Source organism: Mesorhizobium sp. Ca11 (assembly GCF_020165275.1).
In the GTDB taxonomy this organism is placed as follows: domain Bacteria; phylum Pseudomonadota; class Alphaproteobacteria; order Rhizobiales; family Rhizobiaceae; genus Mesorhizobium.
Window position 1 is genome coordinate 1 of record NZ_JAIUHU010000008.1, and the last position, 24,319, is coordinate 24,319.

29 protein-coding genes are annotated in these 24,319 nt (G+C 64.1%); 18 read left to right on the forward strand and 11 right to left on the reverse strand.

Features of this window, described 5'->3' with window-relative positions:
• Positions 1-95: 95 nt before the first annotated feature.
• On the reverse strand, positions 96-2,129 hold the full coding sequence (locus LB538_RS15525) for a lytic transglycosylase domain-containing protein (RefSeq protein WP_224525189.1): 2,034 nt from the start codon (positions 2,127-2,129) through the stop codon (positions 96-98).
• Positions 2,130-2,591: 462 nt separating this feature from the next.
• On the opposite strand from LB538_RS15525, the gene dapA reads away from it, so the two are divergent.
• From dapA to LB538_RS15540, 3 genes are all read left to right on the forward strand, one after another.
• The gene (gene dapA / locus LB538_RS15530) at positions 2,592-3,473 is read left to right on the forward strand and encodes a 4-hydroxy-tetrahydrodipicolinate synthase (protein ID WP_224525187.1); all 882 of its coding nucleotides are present in this window, start codon (positions 2,592-2,594) and stop codon (positions 3,471-3,473) included.
• 246 nt (positions 3,474-3,719) lie between these two features.
• Entirely contained in the window at positions 3,720-4,199 is a 480-nt protein-coding gene (gene smpB, locus LB538_RS15535) for an SsrA-binding protein SmpB (protein WP_224525185.1), read from the forward strand.
• Between the two features lie 85 nt (positions 4,200-4,284).
• The gene (locus LB538_RS15540; protein ID WP_411909023.1) at positions 4,285-5,001 is read left to right on the forward strand and encodes a GH25 family lysozyme; all 717 of its coding nucleotides are present in this window, start codon (positions 4,285-4,287) and stop codon (positions 4,999-5,001) included.
• 148 nt (positions 5,002-5,149) lie between these two features.
• Here the strand turns inward: LB538_RS15540 and LB538_RS15545 are convergent, their stop codons facing one another.
• Both LB538_RS15545 and LB538_RS15550 read right to left on the reverse strand, forming a co-directional pair.
• On the reverse strand, positions 5,150-5,464 hold the full coding sequence (locus LB538_RS15545; RefSeq protein WP_224525183.1) for a hypothetical protein: 315 nt from the start codon (positions 5,462-5,464) through the stop codon (positions 5,150-5,152).
• A gap of 147 nt (positions 5,465-5,611) precedes the next feature.
• Complete coding sequence (locus tag LB538_RS15550; RefSeq protein ID WP_224525182.1) at positions 5,612-5,968, reverse strand: EamA family transporter; 357 nt, start codon at positions 5,966-5,968, stop codon at positions 5,612-5,614.
• Between the two features lie 144 nt (positions 5,969-6,112).
• Between LB538_RS15550 and LB538_RS15555 the strand changes: the two genes are divergently transcribed.
• The gene (locus tag LB538_RS15555; RefSeq protein ID WP_224525181.1) at positions 6,113-6,586 is read left to right on the forward strand and encodes an Lrp/AsnC ligand binding domain-containing protein; all 474 of its coding nucleotides are present in this window, start codon (positions 6,113-6,115) and stop codon (positions 6,584-6,586) included.
• A 33-nt stretch (positions 6,587-6,619) separates the two neighbouring features.
• Here the strand turns inward: LB538_RS15555 and LB538_RS15560 are convergent, their stop codons facing one another.
• Together LB538_RS15560 and LB538_RS15565 are read right to left on the reverse strand one after the other, a co-directional pair.
• Positions 6,620-7,291 carry a uracil-DNA glycosylase gene (locus LB538_RS15560; protein ID WP_411909024.1) on the reverse strand — a complete coding sequence of 224 codons (672 nt, stop codon included), beginning with the start codon at positions 7,289-7,291 and terminating at the stop codon, positions 6,620-6,622.
• Complete coding sequence (locus LB538_RS15565; protein ID WP_095766928.1) at positions 7,288-7,869, reverse strand: NYN domain-containing protein; 582 nt, start codon at positions 7,867-7,869, stop codon at positions 7,288-7,290. Before LB538_RS15565 ends, LB538_RS15560 begins: the two co-directional genes overlap by 4 nt.
• A gap of 304 nt (positions 7,870-8,173) precedes the next feature.
• On the opposite strand from LB538_RS15565, the gene rpoZ reads away from it, so the two are divergent.
• From rpoZ to LB538_RS15585, 4 genes are all read left to right on the forward strand, one after another.
• The gene (rpoZ, locus tag LB538_RS15570) at positions 8,174-8,575 is read left to right on the forward strand and encodes a DNA-directed RNA polymerase subunit omega (RefSeq protein WP_095766929.1); all 402 of its coding nucleotides are present in this window, start codon (positions 8,174-8,176) and stop codon (positions 8,573-8,575) included.
• A 124-nt stretch (positions 8,576-8,699) separates the two neighbouring features.
• Positions 8,700-10,931, forward strand: a complete 2,232-nt coding sequence (locus tag LB538_RS15575; protein WP_095766930.1) for a RelA/SpoT family protein — start codon at positions 8,700-8,702, stop codon at positions 10,929-10,931.
• 64 nt (positions 10,932-10,995) lie between these two features.
• Positions 10,996-11,574: an orotate phosphoribosyltransferase gene (gene pyrE, locus LB538_RS15580; RefSeq protein ID WP_224525179.1), complete on the forward strand. Its 579-nt coding sequence runs from the start codon at positions 10,996-10,998 to the stop codon at positions 11,572-11,574.
• Between the two features lie 75 nt (positions 11,575-11,649).
• Entirely contained in the window at positions 11,650-12,033 is a 384-nt protein-coding gene (locus tag LB538_RS15585; RefSeq protein WP_224525178.1) for a VOC family protein, read from the forward strand.
• Here LB538_RS15585 and LB538_RS15590 read toward each other — a convergent pair.
• Positions 12,011-12,235 (reverse strand): hypothetical protein, encoded by a 225-nt coding sequence (locus tag LB538_RS15590; RefSeq protein ID WP_224525175.1) that lies wholly within the window; start codon positions 12,233-12,235, stop codon positions 12,011-12,013. The genes LB538_RS15585 and LB538_RS15590 overlap by 23 nt on opposite strands.
• A 214-nt stretch (positions 12,236-12,449) precedes the next feature.
• On the opposite strand from LB538_RS15590, the gene LB538_RS15595 reads away from it, so the two are divergent.
• The 6 genes from LB538_RS15595 to LB538_RS15620 all read left to right on the forward strand — a co-directional run bounded on the left by LB538_RS15595 (position 12,450) and on the right by LB538_RS15620 (position 16,860).
• Complete coding sequence (locus LB538_RS15595; protein WP_095766933.1) at positions 12,450-13,037, forward strand: DUF2062 domain-containing protein; 588 nt, start codon at positions 12,450-12,452, stop codon at positions 13,035-13,037.
• Complete coding sequence (acpS, locus tag LB538_RS15600) at positions 13,034-13,447, forward strand: holo-ACP synthase (RefSeq protein WP_041009542.1); 414 nt, start codon at positions 13,034-13,036, stop codon at positions 13,445-13,447. The genes LB538_RS15595 and acpS overlap by 4 nt, the downstream gene beginning before the upstream one ends.
• Before the next feature lie 79 nt (positions 13,448-13,526).
• Complete coding sequence (lepB, locus tag LB538_RS15605; RefSeq protein ID WP_095766934.1) at positions 13,527-14,276, forward strand: signal peptidase I; 750 nt, start codon at positions 13,527-13,529, stop codon at positions 14,274-14,276.
• The gene (gene rnc, locus LB538_RS15610) at positions 14,263-14,997 is read left to right on the forward strand and encodes a ribonuclease III (protein ID WP_411909030.1); all 735 of its coding nucleotides are present in this window, start codon (positions 14,263-14,265) and stop codon (positions 14,995-14,997) included. Before lepB ends, rnc begins: the two co-directional genes overlap by 14 nt.
• Positions 14,982-15,914 carry a GTPase Era gene (gene era, locus LB538_RS15615; protein WP_224525172.1) on the forward strand — a complete coding sequence of 311 codons (933 nt, stop codon included), beginning with the start codon at positions 14,982-14,984 and terminating at the stop codon, positions 15,912-15,914. Before rnc ends, era begins: the two co-directional genes overlap by 16 nt.
• 40 nt (positions 15,915-15,954) lie before the next feature.
• Positions 15,955-16,860: an aminoglycoside phosphotransferase family protein gene (locus LB538_RS15620; protein WP_224525169.1), complete on the forward strand. Its 906-nt coding sequence runs from the start codon at positions 15,955-15,957 to the stop codon at positions 16,858-16,860.
• Here LB538_RS15620 and LB538_RS15625 read toward each other — a convergent pair.
• Entirely contained in the window at positions 16,852-17,379 is a 528-nt protein-coding gene (locus LB538_RS15625; RefSeq protein WP_224525165.1) for a GNAT family N-acetyltransferase, read from the reverse strand. The two genes, LB538_RS15620 and LB538_RS15625, sit on opposite strands and share 9 nt — an antisense overlap.
• On the reverse strand, positions 17,376-17,654 hold the full coding sequence (locus LB538_RS15630) for a DUF1778 domain-containing protein (protein WP_224525163.1): 279 nt from the start codon (positions 17,652-17,654) through the stop codon (positions 17,376-17,378). The genes LB538_RS15625 and LB538_RS15630 overlap by 4 nt, the downstream gene beginning before the upstream one ends.
• A 97-nt stretch (positions 17,655-17,751) precedes the next feature.
• Between LB538_RS15630 and recO the strand changes: the two genes are divergently transcribed.
• Positions 17,752-18,510: a DNA repair protein RecO gene (gene recO, locus LB538_RS15635; RefSeq protein ID WP_224525160.1), complete on the forward strand. Its 759-nt coding sequence runs from the start codon at positions 17,752-17,754 to the stop codon at positions 18,508-18,510.
• Between the two features lie 12 nt (positions 18,511-18,522).
• Here recO and LB538_RS15640 read toward each other — a convergent pair whose 3' ends face one another.
• Positions 18,523-18,987, reverse strand: coding sequence for an NUDIX domain-containing protein (locus LB538_RS15640; RefSeq protein ID WP_224525159.1), 465 nt, complete (start codon positions 18,985-18,987; stop codon positions 18,523-18,525).
• Between the two features lie 349 nt (positions 18,988-19,336).
• Between LB538_RS15640 and LB538_RS15645 the strand changes: the two genes are divergently transcribed.
• Complete coding sequence (locus LB538_RS15645) at positions 19,337-22,105, forward strand: DUF2339 domain-containing protein (RefSeq protein ID WP_224525157.1); 2,769 nt, start codon at positions 19,337-19,339, stop codon at positions 22,103-22,105.
• A gap of 28 nt (positions 22,106-22,133) precedes the next feature.
• Here LB538_RS15645 and LB538_RS15650 read toward each other — a convergent pair whose 3' ends face one another.
• Both LB538_RS15650 and LB538_RS15655 read right to left on the reverse strand, forming a co-directional pair.
• A complete protein-coding gene (locus tag LB538_RS15650; RefSeq protein WP_224525155.1) occupies positions 22,134-22,529 on the reverse strand; it encodes a hypothetical protein in 396 nt (131 codons plus the stop codon).
• On the reverse strand, positions 22,522-22,773 hold the full coding sequence (locus tag LB538_RS15655; RefSeq protein ID WP_224525153.1) for a prevent-host-death protein: 252 nt from the start codon (positions 22,771-22,773) through the stop codon (positions 22,522-22,524). The genes LB538_RS15650 and LB538_RS15655 overlap by 8 nt, the downstream gene beginning before the upstream one ends.
• A gap of 215 nt (positions 22,774-22,988) precedes the next feature.
• Here LB538_RS15655 and LB538_RS15660 point away from each other — a divergent pair, with 215 nt between their 5' ends.
• Together LB538_RS15660 and LB538_RS15665 are read left to right on the forward strand one after the other, a co-directional pair.
• Entirely contained in the window at positions 22,989-23,507 is a 519-nt protein-coding gene (locus LB538_RS15660) for an RNA polymerase sigma factor (protein ID WP_224525150.1), read from the forward strand.
• On the forward strand, positions 23,504-24,298 hold the full coding sequence (locus tag LB538_RS15665) for an anti-sigma factor family protein (protein ID WP_095766943.1): 795 nt from the start codon (positions 23,504-23,506) through the stop codon (positions 24,296-24,298). Before LB538_RS15660 ends, LB538_RS15665 begins: the two co-directional genes overlap by 4 nt.
• The last annotated feature ends 21 nt before the right edge of the window (positions 24,299-24,319 follow it).

Below are 24,319 nucleotides of genomic sequence, written 5' to 3' on the forward strand. Positions count from 1 at the left end.
AACCGCTCCCATGGCCTTCAAAAAACGCCTCATTAGCCCAACAAACAGAATTCACTCTCCCGTGCAAAGCCCTCACAGGGGGAGAAGGAAGAACCTCAGCTCCGCCCATTCACGAGATCGCCCACGATGTCGTATTTGCCTGAAATACGCATCTTGTAGACCTCGTAATTCTCCATCACACGCTGCACGTAACTTCTTGTTTCCGTGTAGGGAATCCGCTCGATCCAGTCGACGACGGCGTCGACGTCCTTGCCGCGCGGGTCGCCGTATTTCGCCACCCATTGGGCGGCGCGGTTCGGGCCGGCATTGTAGCCGGCGAAGGTCAGCACATAGGAGCCGCCGAAACGGTCGAGCTGTTCGCCGAGGAAGGCCGAGCCCAGCGTCGCGTTATAGCCGGCATCCGTCGTCAGCCGCGCCTGCGAGAAATTCATGCCGGCCTTTTTTGCCAACTGCTTGGCGGTGCCCGGCATCAACTGCAGCAGGCCGCGCGCGCCGGCGCTGGAAACGGCGCCGATATTGAACTCGCTTTCCTGGCGGGCGATGGCATAGGCGAGCGCCTTGCCGGATCCGGAAATGTTGGCCGAATCGGGAATGACGCCCAGCGGATGCGAAAGCGCGCCGACATCGATGCCGCGCTGGGCGGCGATCTTGCCGACCTTCAGCGCCATGAAATGGTTGCCCTGCTTTTCGGCCAGCACGGCTAGCAGCGCCAGCTCGCCCGGGCTGGTCAGCTGGCCGGCAAGGTCGCGGTAGAGCGTCTCGGCGTAGCGGTCATAGCCCGCTTCCTGCAGCCGTTTGATCGCGCTCACCACCTCGCGGCCGTCGAAGCTCTGGCGGTCGGCCGCGCTCGGCTTCGGATAGGCGATGTTTAGGGTCCTTAAGCCCACGCGCTCGCCGGCGAGCTGGCCATAGAAGGTCGTGCCGTAGCTGGCCGCGCGGTTGAAATAATCCTTGGCGCTGCCCGGGCCGCCGACTTCCGCCGCCCGGCCGAGCCAGTAATAGGCGCGCGACAGCGACACCGGTCCCTGGGCGAGCTCGGTGATGCGCTTGAAGTGAGTGGCCGCGGTCGCCGGATCGTTGAGGCCGCGCAGCGCGTACCAGCCGGCGTGGAATTCGGCCTCGGCGGCATTTGCCGGGCTTTCGGCCGCATGCATGGAGACAATCTTGTAGGCGGTCTTCATGTCGCCCCGGTCGACCAGCTCGCGCGAGAGCACGCGGCGTTCGACCCACCAGGCATCGGGGTCGACCAGCGAATCGCGGTTCGTCGGCGCTTTCATCACGGCAGCAGCGGCTTCGGCGAATTTCTGCTGCTTTCGCAGATACTCCGCCTCGGCGAAGAAATAGCCGGCGGAGCGCAGCACTGCGGGCACTGCCTTCAACAGCTTGGCGGCGTTCTTGTCGCCCTTGTCGACCGCCGCCCAGGCATCCGCCAGCGGCTGTGCGCCGGCGAGGCCGGCGACCCGCAGCGCCGACGACGGCCGGTCGGCATAGAACATGCGCTCCATGCGGTAGCGATGGTCGGCCGCCGGGATCAGCGTGCCGAATTCCTTGATGACGGCTGCCTCATCCTTCGCTTCCAGTTTTTCCGTGCGCCAAAAGGGTACCAGCACCGACCGCGCCGCGGCCTGGTTGCCAAGCGCCACTTGCGAGCGGGCGAGGATGATGACGCCCTCAGGCGTCAGCGGCTGGCTGCGGCCGAAGGCCTGCACGACCACCCGCGGCGGCGGGTTTTCGCGATAGAGCGCACGCTCGCTGTTCTTGCGCAGCGCGATCGTGCCCGGCCATCCAGGCAGCATCTTGGCCGCGTCGGCAATCTCGCCGCTCGGCACCTGGTCACCGCCGTAAAGCGCGATCGCCCAGGCGAGGATGTGCCGGTCGAGCGAGGTGGCGGGCAGCGTGTCGCGCGCATTGCGCGCGCCGACGATGTTGTTGGCGGCAAGCGCATCGAGCCCGCTCTTCAGTTGCGCTATGTCGAGGGCGGTCGGCGTCTGGCCCGGCGCCTGTGGCGCATCTGGCGCCGGAATCGAGGCCGTCGCGCGCGCGTCGACGCTGCCACCGATCGCCATGGTAGGCGTCAGCGCGACGATCGCGCCCAGCAGCGCGAAAAGATGGGGCCGCCTCGTCGGCATTTTATGATCCTAGCACATCGCCAGCAGGCGCGGGCATTGAGAACCCGATGCGAAGCCTAGACTTAGGTCGTGAAGGGCTCGTAAACAAAAGGTTATCGAGGCCGTTCGAATGGCGCTTGCTGGTATCCCGATTCTGAATTCGCATGACCTTGATATCGGGCGCGGCGCGAATTTCAGAATCGCAGGACACCAGCCAACTGTCGAATCCAGTATCGTTTTGGTTTTCGATGTTCGCCCCGAGCCTGATATCAACGTCTAGCGAACATCGAAAACCACGACACTGGCATTACACCGATGTTGCCGCTGAACCATGTCGAGACTATGGTGCGCGGCTTCGCTTTCGGGTAGAAGGCGCGCACTGACCGATCTGATGAAACACCGATGCATGTCGCCCAGAAGCGGAAACCGGTTTTGGGACGACGACATACATAAACCGACAAAGTTCCAAGGAGTTTGGACGACATGCTGAGAGGCTCGCTGACTGCGCTCGTGACACCGTTCGAAAAGAGCGGGCGCTTCGACGAGAAAGCCTTTCGCTCGTTTGTCGAATGGCAGATCGCCGAGGGCACCAAGGGTCTCGTTCCCGTCGGCACCACCGGCGAGTCGCCGACGCTTTCGCATGAGGAGCACCGCCATGTCGTCAAGGTCGCCATCGAGGTAGCCAAGGGCAGGGTGCCGGTGGTGGCCGGCGCGGGCTCCAACAACACCGAGGAAGCGGTCGGCCTGGTGAAGTATGCCGAACAGGCCGGCGCCGATGCCGCCCTTGTGGTCACGCCTTACTACAACAAGCCGACGCAGCGCGGCCTCTATGAGCATTTCGCGGCCATCGCCAGGGCGACCAAGCTGCCGATCATCATCTACAACATCCCGCCGCGTTCGGTGATCGACATGACGCCGGAGACGATGGGCAGGCTGCGCCACGACTTCAAGAACATTGCCGGCGTCAAGGACGCGACCGGCAAGGTCGAGCGCGTCTCCGAGCAGCGCATGACCTGCGGCAAGGATTTCATCCAGCTTTCCGGCGAGGATGCCTCCGCGCTCGGCTTTAACGCTCATGGCGGCGTCGGCTGTATTTCGGTCACCTCGAATGTCGCGCCGCGCCTTTGCTCCGAGTTCCAGGAAGCGACGCTTTCCGGCGACAGCGCCAAGGCGCTCGAGCTGCAGGACCGACTCTTGCCGTTGCACAAGGCGATCTTCATTGAGCCTGGCGTATCCGGCGCCAAATACGCGCTGTCGAAGCTGGGCAAGGTCGAGAACGTGGTCCGTTCGCCGCTGGTGACGGTCGAGTCCTCGACCGCCGAGAAGCTCGACGCGGCGCTCAAGCACGCCGGCTTGATTAATTAGCGAGCCCGTTTGGAAACTCTACTCCTGCGGCCATCTGAAGGCGCCACCTGCGCTTCCGGTGCTCACGTACTATATGTACGCTCCGCTCCGGTTCCGCGCATGGCCCCGAAAGCATCCGCTTTCGGAAAGGACCATGCGCAAAGTCGGGCTGCAGAGCGTCCTTTGCGCGTTTAGAAAACGCGCGGCGCTCTGTTGACACCTTCACCTGACTCGCAGGAGCGAGTTTCGAAACGGACTCTGGACGTCATGAATCAAGTCAAGAAAACCGATCCCAACAACAAGACCGTTGCGGAAAACCGCAAGGCGCGCTTTTCCTACGAGGTGCTCGACACGATCGAGACCGGCTTGGTGCTGACTGGCACCGAGGTCAAGTCGCTGCGCCAAGGCCAGGCCAACATCCAGGAAAGCTACGCCTCGGCCGAGGGCGGCGAGATCTGGCTGATCAATTCCTATCTGCCGGAATATCTGCAGGCCAACCGCTTCAATCACGAGCCGCGCCGCCGTCGTAAGTTGCTGGTCTCCAAGCGCGAGATGGCAAAGCTCTCGCAAAGCGTCGAGCGCGAAGGCATGACGCTGGTGCCGCTGAAAATCTATTTCAACGACCGCGGCCGCGCCAAGCTGCTTCTCGCCGTTGCGCGAGGCAAGAAGCTGCATGACAAGCGCGAGACAGAGAAGCAGCGCGACTGGTCGCGCGAGAAGGGCCGGCTGCTGAAGGAGCGCGGCTGAGCCTCCAGGGCTGGCAGCGCCGGCCGCCTGAAAAAAGCCACTGGCCGGTTCTCCGGTCAGGCGCGCACGAGCCTTTGCGGCAGGGGTGGTCTTGGGGAAGCGGATTGTTTTCTGGGGCCTTGCCGTAGCGGTTGTCGCCAGTGCCGTCGTGGCGGGCGCCTTCTTCTGGTTCCGCGGCTTTTCCCCGGATCGCGAGGAGTTTCCGATCCGGGGCATCGACGTCTCGCATCATCAGGGAAAGATCGACTGGCCCCGCGTCGCCGCCGACGATGTCGCCTTCGCCATCATCAAGGCGACCGAAGGCGGCACCCATGTCGATACGCAATTCTCTATCAACCTGCGCGAGGCCCGCGCGGCCGGCCTGGCGGTCGGCGCCTATCACTTCTTCACCTTCTGCCGGCCAGGCGCCGACCAGGCGAAGAACTTCATGTCGGTGGTGCCGCGCGGTGAGCCGCTTCTGCCGCCGGTGGTCGACATCGAGTTCGGCGGCAATTGTCCGCAGCGCCCATCGCCCGAGCAGTTGAACGCCGAGCTTGCCGCTTTCCTCGACCCGGTCGAGACGGCATTCGGCAAGCAGGCGATTTTCTATCTGACCGACGAGGCGGCAGACGCCTATTCCGGCAGCATTCTTAGCCGCCGGCGCTGGTTGCGTTCTCTGGCGACGAGACCGCGCGAGAACGATTGGATCTACTGGCAGTATCACAATATGGGTCGCGTCGACGGCATCGAAGGCGATGTCGATCTCAACGTCCTGAAGGGCAGCCGCGAGACGCTGGCGAAGTTGTTTGCGCCGACGCCTTGAATTGCCGGTCCTTGAATCGCTTGCCGTACCGCTGAAGGCTTACGATCTCCCGGCGCCGGTGCATTAAGGCGTCTATTGGCAATCCGCCCTCCGATCGCTGACAAGCCCATCCCGGCGGCCATGATGGCAATGGCTGCGAACTGGATCGTCATCGGCTCTTCGCCGAGTACCGCCATGCCGACAGCCACGGTGCGATGGGTATGCCGGGCAGGAACAGCGATGCCGTCTGCGGCCCCAACTGCCCGACGACATAGGTATAGAGGAACATGGCTGCCGCGCCGGCCAGAATCCCCTGGATCGCTATCTGGCTGATGATCTCCGTGGTGGCCGCGGCATGGATATGGCTTGGTGCGACGAAGTAGAGAACCGGCAGCGGCAGGCAGGACAGGAGCACTACCGCGGCCGTGGCCGTAACGGGATCGGCACGCCAGCGCCTGACAAGAACGGCATAGGCCGAAAACATCAGGCCCGATCCGATGAAAAGCATATCGCCGAAGAGAACGCCGCCGGTGCCGTCGCGCCCCGGCGCGATGAACAGCGACAGGCCGGCGACAATCGCGAGGACACCGATGGTCCGTTGCCGCGAAGCGCCGTCATTGAAGACGATGCGTCACAGCAGGAACGAAAAGAAGACGATCGACGCTGGACAAAGCGCGGCCGCATGGGCGGCAGGGGCATAGGTCAGGCCCCAATTGATGATCAGCGGATAAGGCAATCCGGCCAGCGCCGCCAATGCCAGGGCCCGGCGCCAACCGAGCGCCCTCATGCTTACAAAGCCGCCGTGCCAGACGATCGGCAGAAAGACCACCCCCGCGCCGCCAAAGCGCAAGGCGGCCAGATCCGTCGCCGTCAGATGCTCCCTGAGGCTGAAGCGGGCGGCGACGAATTGGATGGCGTAGATGCCGATCATAATGAGACCCGCGATGATCGCCAGCCTGGAGTTTCCTGAGTCTCGCGCGTCCGCCATGTTCCGCCGCCGTCGTGACATCGCCATCGAAGATCATCTCCGCACAAAGCGATGAAAGCGCAGGCTATTGCCGAAAAGCCCGCGGCAAAATACGCTCTTTTCTCGAAATTCGAGCGAAACTCGCAGATTGGAGGCAGATCTAGCGTGAATGCTGAAGCAAGCGACCTCGACGGCGTCGACCGCAATCTCCTGCGATTGCTGCAAGAAGATGGGCGTCGCACCACACTTGATCTGGCGGCGCGTGTCGGCCTCTCGCCGACCGGCACCAGCCTACGGGTGAAGCGGCTGTTTCGGGAAGGCTACATCACCGCGGTCAGGGCCGTGCTCAATCCGGCAAAGATCGGACGCGGTACGCTCGTCTTCATCGAGGTGCGTCTCGATCACACGGCGCCGCATATTTTCGAGCGCTTCGCCGAGGCGGTGACCAAGGCGCCCGAGGTTCTCGAGTGCCACATGGTGGTCGGCGGCTTCGACTATCTGGTAAAGGCGCGCATCTCGGAAATGGCCGCCTATCAGGATTTCCTGACGCGGGTCATTCTCGCACTGCCGGGAGTGAAGGAGACGCACACTTATACCTCCATCGGCGACGTGAAGCCGGATGCGCTGCTGCCGGTATGAGTGGGTCTCAGACCGACAGGAAGCCGCCTGAATCTAGCTCTTCAGGAACGCCGCAATCTCCTTGAACACGCTGACGAACATCTCCTGCGTCAGCACGCCCGTATTGGTGTTGTAGCGTGAGCAGTGGTAGCTGGAAAACAGCGCGATGCCGCCAGCTTGCTGCCTCCCGCCATGGCGGAACGGAAAGGCCGCGACGCGCTCGCCCAGCGCCCGCACCGTCGACTGATGCGCGATCGCACCCAGCGTCAGGATAGCGCGCAGGTTGGGAAAGCGCGCGATGGTCGGCTTGAGAAAGGTCCGGCAGGTGGCGATCTCGGCGCCCACCGGCTTGTTCTCCGGCGGCACGCAGCGCACCGCATTGGTTATGGCCGTGCCGACGAGTTGCAAGCCGTCATCCGGCCTTGCCTTGAACTCGCCACGCGCAAAACCGTGGGCGATCAGCGTGCCATAGAGCAGGTCGCCGGCATAGTCGCCGGTGAAGGGGCGCCCCGTGCGGTTGGCGCCGCGCAGGCCGGGCGCCAGCCCGACGATCAGGAGCCGGACTGAATCTTCACCCTCCGGCGGCAGGAAGGTCGGCACTGGCGCGTTGAACCAGCCGGGCTCACGCTCGCGCCAGGCGGCGATGAAATCATGCAGCCGCGGGCAAAGCGGGCAGTCACGGCTGGGTTCGGGGGAGGGCACGGCGGTCAAGGCCGCCGCCGTCAATAATCTTCCTCGTCGACTTCGGCGGGTTCCGGCCGGCGCGCCGGCCGCTCGGACGGATCGCGGCCGACCTCGCTCTTCAGCGTCATCAGGTCGATGAAATGATCGGCCTGGCGGCGCAGATCGTCGGAGATCATCGGCGGCTGCGAGGCCATGGTCGAGATGATCGACACCTTGCGGCCGCGCCGCTGCAGCGCTTCGACCAGCGTGCGGAAGTCGCCGTCGCCGGAGAAGATGACATAATGGTCGACGACATCGGCGAGCTCTAGCGCATCGACGGTCAACTCGATGTCCATATTGCCCTTGATCTTGCGGCGGCCGGTCGAGTCGGTGAATTCCTTGGCGGGCTTCGTCACCACCTTGAAGCCGTTATAATCCAGCCAGTCGATCAGCGGCCGGATCGACGAATATTCCTGATCCTCGACCAGCGCGGTGTAATAATAGGCGCGCAGCAGGTAGCCGCGCTTCTGGAAGCTCGACAGGAGCTTGCGGTAGTCGATGTCGAAGCCCAGCGCGCGGGACGTGGCGTAGAGATTGGCGCCGTCGATGAAAAGAGCGATCTTTTCACGGGGATCGAACATTGAAAAACATTCCTTTCGAAAATTTTTGTCGTCTAAAAGCGCTTGACGAATAGGTCCGGCAAATGGACCTTTGTACCGTCACCTCCGAGATAACGCGCAATTTGTGGATATCCAAGGGCATGGCCCTGTGTTGCAAGCAATTGTGATCGCCACTATGTGGGTAGCTTCACGGCGTGGCGCGATGATGAGCCGGGCAACGGCCCGCCAAGCCGGCGCTGGCGCCATAAAGCTTGTATTTCGGCCGCGCCCGCGTTATGGAGCGCGCCAGCTTTCCATCAAATCCATCGCATGAAAGGGGCAGTCCATGGCCCGCGTAACCGTTGAAGATTGCATCGACAAGGTCGACAACCGTTTTGAACTCGTGCTGCTCGCCGGCCATCGCGCCCGCCAGATCAGCCAGGGCGCGCAGATCACCGTTCCGCGCGACAATGACAAGAACCCGGTCATCGCACTGCGCGAGATCGCAGACGAGACGTTGTCTCCCGACGACCTCAAGGAAGACCTGATCCACTCGCTGCAGAAGCATGTCGAGGTCGACGAGCCGGAAGCCGAGGGCGAGGCGATCGCCGACCAGACCGGCGCGACCGCCGTTGCCGCCGACGCCGACGACGCCGAGGAGAACGTCACTTTCGACCGCATGAGCGAGGAAGACTTGCTCGCCGGCATCGAAGGTCTGGTGCCGCCGGAAAAGAGCGACGACTACTAAGTGCTTTTGTCCGGGTTGGATCAACCATCCAGGACTTCCGTATCTTAGGTTTCGTGGCTATCTATGAGATGCGTCGCACGTCGGTGCGGCGCATCAATCATTTCAGCACCGCGAGATCCCGCCCATGATGCGTCAGTATGAGCTTGTCGAGCGCGTCCAGCGCTACAAGCCTGACGTCAACGAGGCGCTGCTCAACAAGGCCTACGTCTATGCCATGCAGAAGCATGGCCATCAGAAGCGCGCCTCGGGCGATCCCTATTTCTCGCATCCCCTCGAAGTCGCGGCCATCCTCACCGACATGCATATGGACGAGGCGACCATCGCCGTTGCCCTGCTGCATGACACGATCGAGGATACGACCGCGACCCGCGCTGAGATCGACGAGCTCTTCGGCCCCGAGATGGGCAAGCTGGTCGAGGGGCTCACCAAGCTGAAGAAGCTCGATCTGGTCTCGAAAAAGGCCGAGCAGGCGGAAAACCTGCGCAAGCTCCTGCTCGCGATCTCCGAGGACGTCCGCGTTCTGCTCGTCAAGCTCGCCGACCGCCTGCACAACATGCGCACCCTCGACCATATGCCGGAAGCCAAGCGCCTGCGCATCGCCGAGGAGACGATGGAGATCTATGCGCCGCTGGCCGGGCGCATGGGCATGCAAGGCATGCGCGAGGAGCTGGAGGAAATAGCCTTCCGCTACATCAATCCGGAGGCTTACCGCGCCGTTACGGCAAGGCTTGCCGAGATTTTCGAGCGCAACAGGGGCGTCCTGCAGGAGATCGAGACGGCGCTGTCGGGCCTGTTCGAAAAACACGACATCAAGGCGAGCGTGAAGAGCCGGCAGAAGAAGCCGTGGTCGGTGTTCCGCAAGATGGAGGCCAAGGCGCTCTCCTTCGAGCAGCTCTCCGACATCTTCGGTTTTCGCGTCGTGGTCGATTCGGTCGACGACTGCTACCGCGCGCTTGGCGCCATCCACACCACCTGGTCGATGGTGCCAGGCCGTTTCAAGGATTACATCTCGACGCCCAAGCAGAACGACTACCGTTCGATCCACACCACCATCGTCGGCCCGTCGCGCCAGCGCGTCGAATTGCAGATCCGCACCAGGGAGATGAACAAGATCGCCGAATATGGCGTCGCCGCGCATTCGATCTACAAGGATACCGGCGGCAAGATGAACGGCGCGGGCCATGCGATCTCCAGGGAGACCAACGCCTATGCCTGGCTGCGGCGCACCATCGAGCAACTGGCCGAAGGCGACAATCCGGAGGATTTCCTCGAGAACACCAAGCTGGAGCTGTTCCAGGACCAGGTGTTCTGCTTCACGCCCAAGGGCATGCTGATCGCGCTGCCGCGCGGGGCTACTCCCATCGACTTCGCCTATGCCGTCCACACCGATGTCGGCGACACCTGCGTCGGCGCCAAGGTCAATGGCCGCATCATGCCGTTGATGACCGAGCTCAAGAACGGCGACGAGGTCGAGATCATCCGCTCCAAGGCGCAGGTGCCGCCCGCCGCCTGGGAATCGGTCGTGGTCACCGGCAAGGCGCGCGCCGCCATCCGCCGCGCCACCAAGAATGCGATCCGCAAGCAATATTCCGGCCTCGGAGCCCGCATCCTGGAGCGCGCCTTCGAGCGCGCCGGCAAGACATTCACCAAGGAGAGCCTGAAGCCGGTGCTGCACCGGCTGGCGCGCAAGGATATCGAGGACGTGCTGGCCTCGGTCGGCCGCGGCGAGCTGAGTTCCACCGATGTCATGAAAGCGGTCTTCCCCGATTATAAGGATGAGCGTGTCACCGTCGCGGCGCCCAAGCAGCGCGAGGAGGGCTGGTCGAAGATCCGCAACGCCGCCGGCATGCTGTTCCAGATGCCGGGCACCCGCGCCGCGAAGAAGGACAAGGACCAGCAGCGCGACGGCGCGGTGCCGATCCGCGGCGTGCGCGGCGACCTGCCGGTGCGTTTCGCGCCGGAGGGCGCTGTACCCGGCGATCGCATCGTCGGCATCATCCAGCCCGGCACCGGCATCACTATCTATCCGATCCAGTCGCCGGCTTTGCAGGCCTTCGACGACCAGCCCGAGCGTTGGATCGACGTGCGCTGGGACATCGACGAGCGCACCAAGGAACGTTTTCCGGCGCGCATCTCGGTCACCGCCATCAATGCGCCCGGTTCGTTGGCCGACATCGCTCAGGTCGTCGCATCCAACGATGCCAACATCCACACGCTGTCGATGATACGCACCGCACCCGATTTCACCGAGATGCTGATCGATCTCGAGGTCTGGGACCTGAAGCACCTCAACCGGCTGCTGTCGCAGCTCAAGGACAATTCGAGTGTCAGCGATGCGCGGCGTGTGAATGGATGAATAGAAGGTGCTCTCACTGCCATTAACCATTCACCCTTCACCACTCGCCAAGGGGGACCGAACAATGAACACCGACGAAGTGCTGGACATTTTCCGCGAGGCCGGCGCCGTGCTCGAAGGGCATTTCATCCTGACGTCCGGACTGCGCAGTCCGGTCTTCCTGCAGAAGGCCCGCGTGTTCATGCATGCCGACAAAACCGAGCGCCTGTGCAAGGCGCTGGCCGAGAAGATCCGCAAGGCGGTGCCGGGCGGGATAGACTACGTCGTTGGCCCGGCCATCGGCGGCCTGATCCCGGCCTATGAGACCTCGCGTCATCTCGGTGTCCCGGCGATCTGGGTCGAGCGGGAAGGGGGCGAATTCAGGTTGCGCCGCTTCGAGATTGCCAAGGGCTCGCGCGTCGTCATCGTCGAGGACATCGTCACCACCGGCCTGTCGATCCGCGAGACCATCGACTGCCTGCGCGAGCTTGGCGCCGAGGTCGTGGCCGCCGCTTGCATCATCGACCGTTCGGCCGGCAAGACCGATGTCGGCGTGCCGCTGATCGCGCTTGCCGAATATGAAGTGCCGGCCTATCCCGCCGACCGCCTGCCGCCGGAACTTGCCGCGATTCCAGCCGTTAAGCCGGGAAGCCGCAACATCTGACATCGCAATGTATGAAAACAGGCGCTTGAGCGCGTCGCTTGAATCTCTTTGCCGGAGACGCGCGCCGAGGTGACAATGATCGCCGGGATCGACCATTTCGTGCTGACGGTCCGCTCGCTGGAAGCGACCTGCGATTTCTACCGGCGGGTGCTCGGCATGCGGCGGCTCGACGAACCGAACCGGCCGACCGCGCTTCTGTTCGGCTCGCAGAAGATCAACCTGCACGAAGTCGGTCGCACCTTCGAGCCGAAGGCGAAGGCGCCGACGCCGGGTTCCGGCGATTTCTGCCTCGTGGCGGCAGTGCCGCTTGCCGAGGTCCAGGCCAGCCTCGAGGCCAATGGCGTGGCGATCGAAGTCGGTCCGGTCGAACGCACCGGCGCGCGCGGCAAGATGATGTCGGTCTATTTCCGCGATCCGGACGGCAATCTGGTCGAGGTCAGCGAGTATCAACTCGGCTGAGATCGAGCCGCATGGCGCAGCGCTGGCCCGTAGGCATGCCGTGCCTGGCCTCGTCGTCGAGCAGGCTTGCCAGCCGTTCGTCAATCTCGGCGTCTTCCAGGATGCGAAATCCGGCCTTGCGATAGAAGGGCGCGTTCCAGGCGACGGCGCGAAACGTGGTCAGCGCCCCGGCGTCCTCCGCCCGCGCCGGTCTAACGGTCATCATCGGCTCCGCATCCGGGTTGTTTTCCTCAGTTTCGCCAGAATGACGCTGTTGTTACAGGCTGCGGCAGACCATCGCGGCGGCGTTCGTTGTTGCGCGGCCCGGTCGTCGCTATATCAAAGCTTGTTGCCTTTCTGCGCCCTCGAAGCGCAAGATGTGTTTGCGCGACCCGGTGGGTAGGGGCAGCGCGTATTGGACCGGGAACTGGAACAGAGTGCTTTTTCGACGCCGAGAGCCTGATGGCTTCCTGGAACAGGTGCGTACTTATCTTTGGCCGCGCCGCTCGTTCTCGCGTTCCGTGCAGTATTTCTCAAAACGCATCCTGCGGCTGAAGGCGACGCCGCATTCCGTCGCCGCCGGTGTCGCCGCGGGCGTTTTCGCCTCCTTCTTCCCGCTTGGCTTCCACTTCATCGTCGCCGCCGTGCTGTGCTGGATCATCGCCGGCAATCTGGTCGCGGCAGCGCTCGGCGCGGTGTTCTTCGGCAATCCGCTGACCTTCCCGCTTTTGTGGGGCGCGTCCTGGGAGATCGGCAAGCTGCTCCTGCATGAGCATCTGCCGAAGCACGGCCCGCCCGAGCATCTGGGCGAAATGATGCACAAGCTTTCCTTCGCCAAGCTCTGGCACCCCATTCTGGAGCCGATGCTGATCGGCGCGGTGCCGCTCGGCCTGGTCTTCGGGCTCCTGTTCTACGCCATCACCCGCTGGGGCATGACGGTGTTTCGCGAGCAGCGCCGGAAGCGCATGGCCGAGCGTGCCGAGAAGAAAGCGCGGCAGGGCCGACGGGAAGTGCCGGCGGAATGATCATCGGCATCGGCAGCGACCTGATCGACATCAGACGTATCGAGAAATCGCTGGAGCGGCACGGCCAGCGCTTCGTCCAGCGCATCTATACCGAGGTCGAGCAGGCCAAGTCGGAAAAGCGTGCCGCCCGCGCGGCTTCCTATGCCAAGCGCTTCGCCGCCAAGGAAGCCTGTGCCAAGGCGTTGGGTACCGGCATGGCCGAGGGCGTGTTCTGGCGCGACATGGGGGTGGTCAACCTGCCGAGCGGCGCGCCGACCATGGCGCTGACCGGCGGCGCCGCGGCCAGGCTGGAGAAAATCCTGCCGAAAGGCCACCGCGCCCTCATCCATCTCACCATCACCGACGATTTCCCGCTTGCTCAAGCCTTTGTGATCATCGAGGCAGTGCCCGCCGAACAAGCGCCACATTGATTCCATCTGACCACGAGCGGCATGACGTTGCCCAGCGCCCGCCGAGACTCTATACCAACATCGCACAATCGAGGACGACATGAGCGTGGCTGAAAAATCGCAGAAGAAATCCGGCGGGCTTGGTGAGACCTTTTCCGTCATCATCCAGGCTCTGCTGCTCGCGCTCGTCATCCGCACGCTGCTCTTCCAGCCTTTCTCCATTCCGTCCGGCTCGATGCGGCCGACGCTGCTCGAAGGCGACTATCTCTTCGTCACCAAATGGGCCTATGGCTATTCGCGTTACTCGTTGCCCTTCGGTCCCGATCTCTTCTCGGGCCGCATCTGGGGTTCCGAGCCCAAGCGCGGCGACGTGGTGGTGTTCAAGTTCCCGCCGGATCCGTCGGTCGATTACATCAAGCGCGTCGTCGGCCTGCCCGGCGACAAGATTCAGGTGAAGGACGGCCAGCTTTTCATCAATGACGTCGGCGTGCCGCGCGTGAAGACCGGCCAGATCGACAATCCCGATGTCACCGAAGAAAACCGGCCGATCGATGTCTACCGCGAAACGCTGCCGAACGGCGTCAGTTACGACACGCTCGACATCAATTCCGATTCGATCGGCGACAACACGCGCGAATTCGTCGTGCCGCCTGGGCACTATTTCATGATGGGCGACAATCGCGACAATTCCTCCGACAGCCGCTTTGCCGTCGGCTATGTGCCGGCCGAGAACCTTGTCGGCCGCGCCAACCTCATCTTCTTCTCGATCGCCGGCAAGGCGAGCCCGCTCGAGATATGGAAATGGCCGTCGTTGATGCGCGCCGGGCGCCTGTTCCATTTCGTCCACTAGAGCGATGGCGGCCAGCAAGCGTTTGACCGCCGATGCCCTTGCCGAAGCGCTTGTCGAGCGCACCGGCCATGTCTTCGCCGACCGCCAGCGCCTGCAGCGGGCGCTGACCCATGCCAGCGCCCGTTCGACCCATGCCGGCGTTGACTATGAGCGGTTCGAATTCCTTGGGGACCGTGTTCTCGGCCTCGTCGTGGCCGACATGCTGCTCGCCTCCTTTCCCGATGCCGCCGAAGGCGAGCTTTCGCTGCGCCTCAACGCGCTGGTCAATGCCGAGGCGCTGTCGGAAATCTCCGAACAGATCGGCCTGCCGGAATTGGTGCGCGCCGGTTCCGATGTGCGCAATCTCGAGGGCCGCAAGCGCACCAATCTGCGCGCCGATGCGCTGGAATCGCTGATCGCCGTGCTCTATCTCGACGGCGGGATGGACGCGGCGCGCGCGTTCATCCACCGCTACTGGCAGCCGCGCTCGCAGGCGATGGGCGCTGCCCGCCGCGATGCCAAGACCGAATTGCAGGAATGGGCGCATCAGGCCGCCGCCGGCGCCGTGCCCGCCTACCATATCGACGGCCGTGACGGACCGGACCACGACCCGGTGTTCACGGTCAGCGTAAAAGTCGGCTCTTTCGCGCCCGCCGTCGGCAGCGGCCGCTCCAAGCGCGAGGCCGAGCAGGCCGCGGCGGCTACTCTTTTGCTGCGCGAAGGCGTATGGAGCGCGGCATGACAGAAACGGAAACCACTCAAGTCCCCGCGACGCGCTCCGGTTTCGTAGCGCTGATCGGCGCGCCAAATGCCGGCAAGTCGACGCTGGTCAACCAGCTCGTCGGCGCCAAGGTGTCGATCGTCACCCACAAGGTGCAGACCACCCGCGCCATCGTGCGCGGCATTGCCACGCATGACAACGCGCAGATCGTCTTCGTCGACACGCCGGGCATCTTCAAGCCGAAGCGGCGGCTGGACACGGCGATGGTGACCACCGCCTGGGGCGGCGCCAAGGATGCCGATGTCGTAGTGCTGCTGATTGACGCCGAGCGCGGCATCAAGGGCGATGCCGATGCCATCCTCGACCGGCTGAAGGACGTCAGGCAGCCGATGCTTCTGGTTCTCAACAAGGTCGACCGCGTCAAGCCGGAAACGCTTCTCGCCCTGGCCGCGACCGCGAACGAACGCGTGCCCTTCAAGCGCACTTTCATGGTCTCCGCGCTGACCGGCTCCGGCTGCAAGGACCTGCTCGATTATCTCGCCGAGACGCTTCCGGCCGGTCCCTGGTACTATCCGGAGGACCAGATCTCCGACCTGCCGATGCGCCAGCTCGCGGCCGAGATCACGCGCGAAAAACTTTATCTGAGACTGCATCAGGAGCTTCCCTATTCCTCGCATATCGAGACCGAGAAGTGGGAAGAGAAGAAGGACGGCTCGGTGCGCATCGAGCAGGTCATCTATGTCGAGCGCGACAGCCAGAAGAAGATCGTGCTCGGCCACAAGGGCGAGACGATCCGCGCCATCGGGCAAGCCGCGCGGATGGAGATCGCTGGCATTCTGGAGCAGAAGGTGCACCTCTTCCTGTTTGTGAAGGTGCGCGAGAACTGGGGCGACGACCCCGAGCGCTACCGCGAGATGGGGCTGGAGTTTCCCCATTGATGCATGCCGCGTAGAAGGACCCGGCAACGGGCCAGCGACATTGCATAATCCAAAGATAACCATCGATACCGATCTCGTCCGCCGGCTGGTCGATGCACAGTTTCCGCAATGGCGGCATCTGCCGGTCAGCCCGGTCGAGTTCGGCGGCTGGGATAACCGCACCTTCCATCTTGGCGATGAGATGACCATCAGGCTGCCAAGCGCGGCCCCCTATTCGCTGCAGGTCGAGAAGGAGCATCGCTGGCTGCCGAAACTTGCGCCGCTCCTGCCGCTGCCCATTCCAACGCCATTGGCCATGGGCGAGCCGGCGGCGGGGTATCCCTGGCATTGGTCCGTCTATCGCTGGATCGAGGGCGAGACGGCGAGGAATGCACGCATTGCCGATCTCCCCGCGTTTGCCGTCGCGCTCGCTGATTTCCTTGTCGCTTTGAGGGGCATCGAACCGACGGACGGGCCCGCGCCCGGCCAGCACAATTTCCATCGCGGTGGATCGCTGAGTGTCTATGACGGCGAGGCGCGGCAGGCCATCGCCGCGCTCGAAGGCCGGATCGACACGCAAGCCGCGACCACCGTGTGGGACGCGGCACTCGCCGCCACCTGGCATGGCTCGCCGGTCTGGTTCCACGGCGATGTCGCCTCGGGCAATCTTCTGGTCGAGGACGGCAGCTTGAGCGCCGTCATCGATTTTGGCACCTGCGGCATCGGCGACCCATCCTGCGATCTTGCTATAAGCTGGACGTTCTTCGAAGGCGAAAGCCGCGAGGCTTTTCGCACCCGCATTGCCGTCGATGACGCCACCTGGGCGCGTGGTCGCGGCTGGGCGCTGTGGAAGGCGCTGATCACCGTCGCCGGCCACGACGCCAACCAGGCAGAGGCCGAAAGGCAGCGCCGCGTGATCGACGCGGTGCTTGCCGATCATCGGCGCTGGGTTACGGGACTACAATAGGCCTTTGCCGCTGAAATCAGCTGCAAAGGACGCCAGTGGCATCACAAGCGTCAGCGGCCGCTCCAAAAGTGGCTCGGCTCCATATCCGCGGTACCAGCTAGCGGCGCGCTCGCTCTTGGCATCGATGATCAGCAGGAGGCCGCCGCTTTCGGCCGCAACCCGCAGGCAGCGCAAGGCCGCTGCGGCGAGGAGTTGGCCACCGAGCCCTTGTCCGGTCACGGTCAGATCGGTTGCAAGGCGGGCAAGCTTGAAACCGGACACTTCATGTCGGGCGAGCCCCTTGGTCAGGGTCGCTGGCACTTGCTCGTGGGCAACGGCGGACGGAGCGATCGTATAGAAGCCAAGAATGCGGCTTGGATTTGCGCCGTCGACAGCACAAAACGTTTTCGATGCGTTTTGCTCATGGCTCTGCCTGGCGAAGCGCCGCAGAAAATCGTTCATCTGCTCGTCGCCGCAGTCGAAGGACGCACGATCATGCGATTTCGAAATCGGCTCCTCGTGCCAACCTGGCAGCGTCATATGGTGTCAGGAAGCGCTGCGATGGCAGCCCGCAACTTCGCGTTGGGCTTAGGCGGATGCTCAAGCAAATCGAGAATACGCTTGAAATCGTGCTCGGAGACCTCAATTTTCTCGACCGCCTTGATCACGGCCTCAGCCTCGGGCAGCACTTTGTCGAGGATGAAGTCGGTCATATCCTTGTTCGACAGCGCCGCCGCGCGAGCTATCATGGCCTTTTGCGCCGGCCGTATGCGGATGTTGAAACGCTCGGATTTGTCGGTAGCTATTTTGGGCATGGGTATCTTCCTTCACGTCAAATATAGCGTACGCACATCATGCGTACAACTCTTCCCTCTCTTGATTTCACCACCCAACGGGTGAAAAGCTCTACTCATGGAATGGCGCGACGAGGGAATCGTTCTCGGCACTCGCAGGCATGGCGAAACCAGCGCCATCCTCGAGGTGATGACGCGTGTCCATGGCCGCCATCTCGGTCTGGTGCGGGGCGGGCGCTCGCGCAAGCAGCAGCCGGTGCTGCAGCCCGGCAACCGCGTCGATCTTCTGTGGCGGGCGCGGCTCGACGAGCATCTCGGCATCTTCCAGGCCGAAGCGATCGAGATGAACGCTGCGCGGCTGATGGACAGCGCCGTCGCCGTCTACGGCCTGCAGACCATGGCCGCGCATCTGAGGCTGCTGCCCGAGCGCGACGCCCATGGCGGCCTTTATGAGGCGCTCGCCGTGATGATTTCGCACCTGGACGATGCCGACGCGGCGGGAGAGCTGGTGGCGCGCTTCGAGCTGCTTATCCTCGATGAACTGGGCTTCGGCCTCGATCTCAGCCAATGCGCGGCGACCGGCACCAGGCAGGATCTTGCCTATGTCTCGCCGAAATCCGGGCGCGCCGTGTCGCGCGAAGCCGGCGCGCCTTGGCACGACAAGATGCTGGCGCTGCCCGCCTTCCTGCAGCGCGGCTCCGGCCTGCGCGCCGATGCGGCAGCCCTGGAGGACGCGTTCCGGCTGAGCGGCTTCTTCTTCACCCGTCACGTCTACGAGCCACGAGGCCTCGAGCCGCCCGATGCTCGCGCCGGCTTCCTCGCCGCGCTGCGCCGGCATCATGCCTCGGTGAGGGCGATTGCGGGCGAGGCAGGATAGCGAGGCAGCCGCCTATTCGGCGCTGCGTCGCTCCAGGAAATCGTCGAGCATGGGGCGTTGGCCCTTGAGAATTTTGACGCCGGCTTCGGGCAGCGAAAACCAGCCGGCCTTGTCGACTTCAGGAAACGCTTTCATGGTCCCCGATTTCGGCGGCCACTCCATCGTGAACATATTGCTCCTGACGGCATCCGCATCGATGTCCGCGTCGACGCTCCATGCGATGATGATCTTCCCGCCCGGCTGCTTGTAGCTGCCGAGCGGCCGGAAATCGCCGTCGACGGTGACGCCGAGCTCTTCTTCGGCTTCCCGCTTGGCGGCCTCGAGCTCATCCTCGTTATCGCCGATCAGTCCTTTCGGGATGGTCCACGCGCCTTCATCCTTTCTTGCCCAGAACGGCCCGCCCGGGTGGACGAGCAGGAATTCGAACACACCGGCGGTGCGCCTGTGAATCAGCAGGCCAGCGCTTTTTTGCGGCATCCGTCACCTCGCGGCATTTGCTTCGCCCGTGCGAGAATAGCATGAGTATTCCGCGTCAGAGGTCACGTAATCTCGCCGGCAATGCCGACGCCTCGGCGGCCCGACATTGGATAAACCGGCAAGTTGCTGGCAATCGGCGACGAAACATGCTCGATCTTGCCAGTGCATGCCGCCCAAAAATGCGCAGTGGTTTTGGGAGAACGACATGCACCAAAACAATGACTAAAGGCGCGTCGCCTGATTCCGTTTCGGCGCGAGGCGCCTTTAGCCGGCAAGACGCTGATTTGCACCAGCCGTCTCATTGCCGCATTCTTTGGCCACGACCGGTCTGGTTTTGAGGGAAACCGCCATGTTTTTCAGCCTGATCGCCATTGCCGCCGTCATAGCTCTTTTCGTCATCGTGTCACGACAGCAGAACCGCATTGCGCTGGTCGAGCGCGAGCTCGGTATCCTGCGCGGCCTTGTGCAGCCTGGAGCTTCGCTGTCGGCGCCCAACGCGGCGGACGCCGCGCAGGACGGTCTTGCCGAGAAGGCCAAGGCAGCCGCGGCGCCTGCCGCGCCGTTGGCGGATGGCGCGATCGTGGCCGAGGAGGTCGTCGCGACGCCCGAGACTGCCGAAGGCGAGGCCGTGGCCGGACCCTGGACGAAGGGCAAGGCGGCCCCGGTGCAATCCGCCGAACCGGCGCAACCTGCCACCGTAGCCGAGACGCCCGCGGCCGGATCCCCCGAGGCCCCCAAGGCGGCGCGCCAAACCGATGTCGAAACAGCGCTGGGCACTCGCTGGGCAGTCTGGGTCGGCGGCATCGCGCTGGCGCTGGGGGGCCTGTTTCTGATCCGCTACACCATCGAGGCCGGCATTTTCGGCCCTGGCGTGCGCCTCGCCATGGCCGGCATCCTCGGCCTGGTGCTGATTGCCGGCGCCGAATTCATCCGCCGCACCGGCTTCAGGGTGCCGGTGCAGGGCGCCGCTGGCGCCTACATCCCCGCGATTCTGACCGGGGCGGGAGCCTTCATCCTGTTCGGCACGGTCTACGCGGCGCACGCCATCTATGGCTTCATCGGTCCGGCGACGGCTTTCGCGCTGCTTGGCGTCATCGGCGTCGCGACCATTGGCGCTTCGCTCCTGCATGGCCTGGCGTTGGCCGGCATCGGCCTCGTCGGCGCCATGGTAACGCCGGCGCTGGTCGCCTCGGAAGCACCCAATCCCTGGGCCTTGTTCGTCTGTCTCGCGATCGTGCTTGCCGCCACGGCGGCAATCGCCCGCATCCGCGACTGGAGGGCGCTGGTGGCCGCGGCCTTTGCCGGCGCCGGCGTCTGGACCATTCTCTATATGGTCGACGCGCCGCAGGTGAACCTCGCCGCCGTCCTGTTCATCAGCCTGGCGACGCTCGCCGTGCTGGCTTTCGTCTGGCTCGGCCTTTTCTTGGTTACTGGCCGCGACGATACGGTGCGCGGCTTCGACTGGCCTTCGATCGTGCCCGGCTTCTTCATCGCCTTGAGCGCGCTCGGCCTGTCCGTCGATCCGGCCTTTGCCGGCGCCGGCGATGCCTTGCACGGGGCGATCCTGTTGGCTGCGCTGGTCGCGGTGGCGCTCTACCGGCCGCGCGCGCTTCCGCTCGTCTTTGCTGCCGGTATCGCGACCGTGCTGATCTATCTGGGTATCATCCCGCCCGCCACGATCGGGGCGGATGCGCTCGATGTCGGGCTCGACGCTCAGCCTTTGGCGTCGTCCGACACCCTGACTTTCCGCATCGGGGTCGCGCTCGGCATGATCTTCCTCGCCGCCGGTTTCTGGGCGGCACGCCGCTTCGCCGCCGCCGCTCCATTGCGCGCAGCCTGCTGGGCGGGCTGGGGCGTCATTGCGCCGCTGGTGGTGCTTCTGGCGCTGTGGCTGACCTTCGGCGATATCGACCGCGATCTCGGCTATGCGCTGCCGGCCCTGTTGCTGGCGCTCTCCTTTGCCGCCGGCGGCGAATGGATCGCGCGCGCCGAGGAGCCGCCGCTCAGCGGCGGCCCGGCCGTGTCATTCGCGTTCGGGGGCGCCGGCGTCGCAGGCCTGCTGATGCTGCACATGGCCTTCGGCTCCGGCTGGACGACCCTGCTGCTCGGCGCCGCCGCTGTCCTCCCGGCGCTGGCAACGCGCTGGCGCACCTACCCCGTGCTGGGCTGGATCGCGGTGGGCGCGGCGGTCGCCGTGCTCGGCCGCGTCGCCTTCGATCCGACCATCGTCGGCGCGGCGTCTCTCGCCAGGACGCCGGTCTTGAACTGGCTGCTGCCGGGCTATGGCGTGCCGGCGCTCGCCTTCGGTTTCGCCGCTTGGCAGCTCGCCCGCACCACCAATGGCCGGCCGCGCCTTGCCATGGAAGCGGCGTCGGCCCTGTTCGCGCTGCTCACCATTGCCATGCTGGTGCGCCATGCCATGCATGGCGGCGTCATCGACACCGGCACCGTCACTCTTGCCGAACAGGCGATCTACACGCTGATCGCGCTCGGCGCCGGCGCCATACTGGTCGCCATCGACATGCGTTCGCCGAGCTCGGTCCTGCGTTATGGCTCGATGGCCGCCGGCCTGGTTTCGGCCGGCCTGATCGCCGTCCAGCATTTCGTCGTGCTGAACCCGCTGCTGACGGACGAGTCGACCGGCACGGTTCCCGTCTTCAACCTTTTGTTTCTCGCCTATCTGCTGCCGGCGGTCGCCGCCGGGGCGCTGGCACTCTATGTCCGCGACAAGCGCCCGCAATGGTATGCGGCAATGCTCGCACTGATCGCCGCGCTGCTTGCCTTCGCCTATGCCACGCTCTCGGTGCGCCGCCTGTTCAAGGGCGAGTTCATCGCCCTGTGGAGCGGGCTCGGCCAGCTCGAGACCTATACCTACTCCGCGCTCTGGCTGGTCATCGGCGTGGCGCTGCTCGCCGCCGGCGTCCGGCTGAAATCGCAGGTATTGCGCATCGCGTCGGCGGCGCTGATCGCGGTTGCGGTGCTGAAAGTCTTCCTCTTCGACATGTCGGAACTCGAAGGCGTGCTGCGCGCGCTGTCCTTCATCGGTCTGGGTGCCGTGCTGATCGGGATAGGGCTGTTCTATCAGCGGCTGCTGACAAGGGCGGCGAGGGAAGCGTGAGAGGCTGGAGCTCCTTGGGTCGTTGCGGCTATTTTCGAACGATCCCGCGCAGCCGGCGCTGGTCGGCTGCCTCTTTGATGCGGCCAGCAATCTTTCGAACGAATGCTGGACTGAAAGAACCGATGGGTTTCACCGTGACGAGGTCGTAAGCTTCGTCGGTCCGCACCCGGTTGTACTCGTCGAGGATCAGCCATGACGGAAAATCGAGGCCGCCCCTCCGACACTCGATCTCACTGACTGCAATGTACGTGCGGGTCGCGTCGGGTTGCTGCGACGTAAGCGGGAACAGGAACAGCGTAGCCGGCGCGGTCGGCGCTCTGACCACGATGCAGGCAGGGCGCGCCTTGCGGCCGGATTCCTCACCGGCATCGGCCTGCCGCGCCCACAAATAGTGGTATCGAAGCAGGTCGCCGGGTTTAAACATCCGGCTCATCACCGACTATGATGGCTTCCAACCCCGACATCAGTTCGTCGTGGACCTCGTCCGGTGCGCCCTCCAGCGTGTAAGCGGCGGCATGAGACGAACCGACGAGTTGCCGGTATTGTCTGGCCGATAGGATGATCAGCTTCTCCTTGCCGCGTTTTGTGAGAGCGACGGGCTCAATCATCGCCGTTTCGAGGATTTCGCCCGACGCGCGGTTCATATCTGAAAAGGTGAATTGCTTCATTGGTCACCTCATACGTGATATACCTAGTATACCTATATTACGTAATTAAACACAATCCGTCCTGCGCACTTCGAGTCGGGAATAAACCGGCCTGCGCCATCGTTTTGAATATGCTTGGGTAACCGCAGCGGTTGGGCCGCTTCGCGCTGACTGCTTGCACCGCGCCGCAAAGGCGCGTTCTATCCGGATGGAAAGCGACCTCGAAACAAGCGGTCATGGACGACAAGAAGGCAGCGATCCTGAGCGAAATACCGCGGCTGCGGCGCTATGCGCGCTCGCTGCTGCGCGAGCGCGATTCCGCCGACGACCTGGTCCAGGATTGCCTGGAGCGGGCGCTCGTGCGGCTCGACAACTGGCAGACTGGAGAGAGCCCCCGGAGGTGGCTGTTTACGATCATGCATCACTTGTTCATCGACCAGATGCGCAAGGTCAACCGGCGAGGCGAGGCGGCGATACTGCCTCTCGAAGCCGGTGAGGCCCAAGCCGCGCCCGCCGATCAGGTCGAGACCATCGCCTCGCGCGAGATTATGGATGCCTTGCAGGCGATCAGCCCCGATCGCCGCGCGGCATTGGTGATGGTCGCCATCGAGGGCTTTTCCTATGCCGAGGCCGCCAACATCCTTGGCGTGCCGGCCGGCACGCTGATGTCGCGCATCGCGCGCGGCCGCGAGGAATTGCGAGGATTGCTCGACGACACATCGCGCCGCCGCTCGATAAGGATCGTCGAAAAATGACCCGCAGCGATTTTTCCGAACGCGATATCCATATGGCCCTCGACGGCGAACTGCCGGGCGAGGAGCGCATGGCTTACGACGCCTGGCTCGAAGCCAATCCCGAGATGAAGGCAAAGTCCGCGCGCTACATCGCCGACCGCGCCGCCATGCGCGCCGCCCTGGCCGGCGTGATGGAAGAGCCGGTGCCGGCAAGGCTGCGGCAGGTCGTGCTTGGCGAGGCGCCTGCAAAAGCATCGCCCTGGCGCTCGCGCTGGTGGCTCTCGGCCGCAGCCGCCGTTGTGCTCGCTGTGGGCGGCCTCGGCGGCTATGTCGCCGGCATCGACAGCGTCAGCCGCGGCGACGACGGCGACGACCAGCTCGCCGAGCAGGCGATCGCTGCCCATGTCTTGTACGCCGCCGAGAAGCGCCATGCCGTCGAGGTCCCGGCAAGCGACAAGGACCATCTCCAGACCTGGCTGTCGAACCGAGTCGGGCTGAAGCTGGTCGCGCCCGACCTGGCGGCCGAGGGCTTCCAACTGGTCGGTGGCCGGCTGCTGCCGGCCGGCGGCCAAGGCAAGGCGGCGATGCTGCTCTACGAGGACGCCAAGGGCGAGCGCATCTCGCTCTTCGTCACCGCCGAATCGTCGGCGACGTCCAAGGGCACCTATACTGCCGAGGGGGGCGAACCGGAGGCGGTCTACTGGCTGGATAAAGGCTATGCTTGCGCCGTCGTCGGCTCGTTGCCGCCGGAGCGGCTGTCGGATGTCGCAAAAACCGCTTATGGCCAGCTCGTGGCAGGCATATCGAGCTGAACCGGCTGCCTTTTTCGGCGG

Bases quoted from the DNA above. Each gene is read 5' to 3' on its own strand.
- LB538_RS15525 (WP_224525189.1), bottom strand. From the start codon at position 2,129: ATGCCGACGAGGCGGCCCCATCTTTTCGCGCTGCTGGGCGCGATCGTC.
- dapA (WP_224525187.1), top strand. From the start codon at position 2,592: ATGCTGAGAGGCTCGCTGACTGCGCTCGTGACACCGTTCGAAAAGAGC.
- smpB (WP_224525185.1), top strand. From the start codon at position 3,720: ATGAATCAAGTCAAGAAAACCGATCCCAACAACAAGACCGTTGCGGAA.
- LB538_RS15545 (WP_224525183.1), bottom strand. From the start codon at position 5,464: ATGTTTTCGGCCTATGCCGTTCTTGTCAGGCGCTGGCGTGCCGATCCC.
- LB538_RS15550 (WP_224525182.1), bottom strand. From the start codon at position 5,968: ATGGCGGACGCGCGAGACTCAGGAAACTCCAGGCTGGCGATCATCGCG.
- LB538_RS15565 (WP_095766928.1), bottom strand. From the start codon at position 7,869: ATGTTCGATCCCCGTGAAAAGATCGCTCTTTTCATCGACGGCGCCAAT.
- rpoZ (WP_095766929.1), top strand. From the start codon at position 8,174: ATGGCCCGCGTAACCGTTGAAGATTGCATCGACAAGGTCGACAACCGT.
- LB538_RS15575 (WP_095766930.1), top strand. From the start codon at position 8,700: ATGATGCGTCAGTATGAGCTTGTCGAGCGCGTCCAGCGCTACAAGCCT.
- pyrE (WP_224525179.1), top strand. From the start codon at position 10,996: ATGAACACCGACGAAGTGCTGGACATTTTCCGCGAGGCCGGCGCCGTG.
- LB538_RS15585 (WP_224525178.1), top strand. From the start codon at position 11,650: ATGATCGCCGGGATCGACCATTTCGTGCTGACGGTCCGCTCGCTGGAA.
- LB538_RS15590 (WP_224525175.1), bottom strand. From the start codon at position 12,235: ATGACCGTTAGACCGGCGCGGGCGGAGGACGCCGGGGCGCTGACCACG.
- acpS (WP_041009542.1), top strand. From the start codon at position 13,034: ATGATCATCGGCATCGGCAGCGACCTGATCGACATCAGACGTATCGAG.
- lepB (WP_095766934.1), top strand. From the start codon at position 13,527: ATGAGCGTGGCTGAAAAATCGCAGAAGAAATCCGGCGGGCTTGGTGAG.
- era (WP_224525172.1), top strand. From the start codon at position 14,982: ATGGAGCGCGGCATGACAGAAACGGAAACCACTCAAGTCCCCGCGACG.
- LB538_RS15625 (WP_224525165.1), bottom strand. From the start codon at position 17,379: ATGACGCTGCCAGGTTGGCACGAGGAGCCGATTTCGAAATCGCATGAT.
- LB538_RS15630 (WP_224525163.1), bottom strand. From the start codon at position 17,654: ATGCCCAAAATAGCTACCGACAAATCCGAGCGTTTCAACATCCGCATA.
- recO (WP_224525160.1), top strand. From the start codon at position 17,752: ATGGAATGGCGCGACGAGGGAATCGTTCTCGGCACTCGCAGGCATGGC.
- LB538_RS15640 (WP_224525159.1), bottom strand. From the start codon at position 18,987: ATGCCGCAAAAAAGCGCTGGCCTGCTGATTCACAGGCGCACCGCCGGT.
- LB538_RS15645 (WP_224525157.1), top strand. From the start codon at position 19,337: ATGTTTTTCAGCCTGATCGCCATTGCCGCCGTCATAGCTCTTTTCGTC.
- LB538_RS15650 (WP_224525155.1), bottom strand. From the start codon at position 22,529: ATGTTTAAACCCGGCGACCTGCTTCGATACCACTATTTGTGGGCGCGG.
- LB538_RS15655 (WP_224525153.1), bottom strand. From the start codon at position 22,773: ATGAAGCAATTCACCTTTTCAGATATGAACCGCGCGTCGGGCGAAATC.
- LB538_RS15660 (WP_224525150.1), top strand. From the start codon at position 22,989: ATGGACGACAAGAAGGCAGCGATCCTGAGCGAAATACCGCGGCTGCGG.
- LB538_RS15665 (WP_095766943.1), top strand. From the start codon at position 23,504: ATGACCCGCAGCGATTTTTCCGAACGCGATATCCATATGGCCCTCGAC.